Source organism: Fulvivirga aurantia, from assembly GCF_009711475.1.
GTDB lineage: Bacteria > Bacteroidota > Bacteroidia > Cytophagales > Cyclobacteriaceae > Fulvivirga > Fulvivirga aurantia.
This window is the reverse complement of the sequence record NZ_SMMD01000449.1, coordinates 1-2,834: the sequence shown is the minus strand read 5'-3', so window position 1 is coordinate 2,834 and position 2,834 is coordinate 1. Positions and strand designations below refer to the sequence as shown.

Sequence of the window (2,834 nt, the reverse complement as noted above, 5' to 3'; positions counted from 1 at the left end):
CGTGATCATTTTAAAGATTTGAAAACTAATAAGGCGCATATTAAGTTAGAGAATGCTCATAACCCTGAGATAGAATATGATGAGTTTGTAAAGTTGTTGAGACAAAATTCATGGAAAAGTATAACCACCGACAGAGGCTTGAGTAAAATACTGAAGCAGGATAGTCATATCGAACTACCTGTTTTAGTGAAATGAAAAAGTTCGTATTTAAGTCAAAAATAGATGCAATTATATTGCTGCAAATGTGAAAGTATTAGTGTAAGTCTAGCGAAATTTAGAAAGGTTTTACATATGGAGGGAAAGGAAGATACGGGACTTACGCTTAATCTTGTGGAAAGAATGAAATAGTAAGGAGTCAGTATGAGCCTAGAAATTATTAAAAATTTGTATCATAAAGATTTTCAGCTTTTAGGATACGCAATAGATATTAATGACCGAAAATAATAGTGCAATATTTATTGTACCCAGATCGAGTTCAGCATGGGTAGGTTCAGAGGCAATTTGGATAACTGTTGCTGGTTGGGCCAGAGCATCTAAAAAAAAATTTGACAACACTATTGTAATCACTACTGATCGGGTAGCAAAACCAAATGAGGTGTTAGATTATCCACTAGGCAGTAACTATATTAAGAAAAAAATCTATAGGAGGAGATTTAAACTCCTTCCCAAGTTATTTAAAGTCTTATTTAAAGATATATTACAATATAAGTCTTCGAAATCCTCATCTAATTACCAGTCGTTCTATACCAGTTTTGATGATAAGCCTGCTTTCGTTTGGGAACAGCATGATATATTTCCAGGACCAGGCAGAAAAATTGCTAATAAATTTAAAGTGCCTCTAATAACATATGTGCATGCTCCGCAAGTTTGGGAAGCAGCCAAATGGGGAGTTCATAGGCCTGTTTGGGGTGACTGGATAGAAAAAAATATTGAAACCAGATCACTTTTACAGTCTGACTTAATAGCATGTGTGTCCTTTGAGGTAGAAAATAAGCTTATTCAAATGGGTGTTCCAAAGGAGAAAATTCTTGTTTCTCCGATGGCGGTTGATATAGATTTATTTGGGGCAATTAATAGGGATGAAGTACTACTTTCTAAATTAGGATTAAAAGGGAAGAAAGTATTAGGCTGGACTGGATCTTTTAGGAAATTTCATGGGCTAGATATTTTGATTGAGGCATTTAAGAATGTGTTAGACAAAGACTCTAATATCGCTTTGTTATTGGTAGGAGATGGGGGTGAGAGGGGAAATGTTGAGCAAATTGTAAAAGAATTAGGAATAGAGCAATCAGTCGTTTTTACAGGGAGAAAAAAATTTACAGAGATCCCAAGATATGTTGGTTTGTTTGATGTAGCCATAGTGAGTGCGCGCAGTAATGAAGGGTTTCATTATTCCCCCTTAAAATTGAGAGAATATATGTGTGCAGGTGTTGCCTCAATGGCTCCCAGAGCAGGAGAAATTCCACAAGTGTTTGATGATGGAGAAAATATACTGTTATATGAAGCGGGTAATATTAATTCTATTTCTGCAACTATTAAGAAACTGTTTCATAACAGAGAACTAAGAAATAATATTGCCATAAATGGTAAAAGACACATAAAAAAGACAGGAACATGGGAAGTAGAATTAAGCAAGACACTTTCTAAACTGAAAATTTTATGAAAATCCTCCAAATTATTCAACGTCCGCAACTCCGTGGAGCAGAAATATTTGCGTGCCAACTTTCTGAACAGTTAATAAAACTGGGCCATGAAGTTGACGTGGTATATTTGTTTGATCAACCTTCCTTTGATCTCGATTTCACCCTTAATTTTATTAGCCTTAACGGCAAAGAAAATAAACGATATAGGGATTTCTCAGCCTATAAAAGATTAAGTAGTCTTATTAAATCGGGTAATTATGATATAGTACAGGCTAATGCCGGAGATACTTTGAAGTATGCAGCATTTTCAAAAAAAATTTTTAGATGGAAAGCTAAATTGATTTTTAGAAACGCCAATAAGATGAGTGGATTCATCAACTCAATTCTGCATAAACGGTTGAACGCACTGTATTTGAAAGAGATTGATTACGTAATCTCCGTAAGTGAAAATTGTCGACAAGATATTATTCGACTTTATCCGCACCTTTCGAAGATATCTTCCACAGGAACCATCGGTACAAATAACTTCGAAGAGATAAAGTCAAAAGCTCTAGACCATAAAGGACCTATTTGGATTAATGTTGGCAGCTTCGTGCCTGAAAAGAACCATACTTTTTTACTGGAGGTTTTTAACACCTTCTACCAAAGAAATAATAAAGGACATTTGCTTTTAATTGGAGATGGTAATTTAAAATCTCAACTGCCTGAAAAACTGGAAGCTTTAGGCCTTTCTGATAGAGTGAGCCTGCTTGGCTTTCGCAAAGATGTAATTGCTCTTTTAAAGGCATCCGACATTATGGTAATGCCTTCTAAAATAGAAGGTCTCCCAGGCGTAATATTAGAAGCTCTATCTTGTGGGAAGCCTGTGGTAGCATCAGCAGTTGGGGGCATTCCAGAGGTGATTAAAGATAGTTTGAACGGTTACTGCATCAAGGAATTTAACGCAGATAAATATGTGCAGAAAATAGAAAAGATACTTTCAGATAAGCAATTGTATAAGATTATGTCTGACAATGGCCGTCAACTAATTAAAGATCAATTTCTAATTCCAGAAATTGCCCAACATTTTGAAGCTACCTATCAAAAACTTATCAACTGATAGTTTTGAGTTCTTAACTGGCTTTGCCCGCATAATTCATGATATTAACCTAGTACAGATTCAAGGCTTCTAACCTCTCAGATATAGTTCTC

3 protein-coding genes are annotated in these 2,834 nt (G+C 35.3%); all 3 read left to right on the top strand.

The annotated features are described in order from the left end of the window. The coding region (locus E1176_RS02910; RefSeq protein ID WP_222933059.1) for a hypothetical protein at positions 1–195 on the top strand (195 nt) is incomplete at its 5' end. 235 nt (positions 196–430) lie between these two features. Next, entirely contained in the window at positions 431–1,663 is a 1,233-nt protein-coding gene (locus E1176_RS02905) for a glycosyltransferase family 4 protein (protein ID WP_155209078.1), read from the top strand. After that, the gene (locus tag E1176_RS02900; RefSeq protein ID WP_155209077.1) at positions 1,660–2,742 is read left to right on the top strand and encodes a glycosyltransferase family 4 protein; all 1,083 of its coding nucleotides are present in this window, start codon (positions 1,660–1,662) and stop codon (positions 2,740–2,742) included. Before E1176_RS02905 ends, E1176_RS02900 begins: the two co-directional genes overlap by 4 nt. Positions 2,743–2,834: the final 92 nt, after the last annotated feature.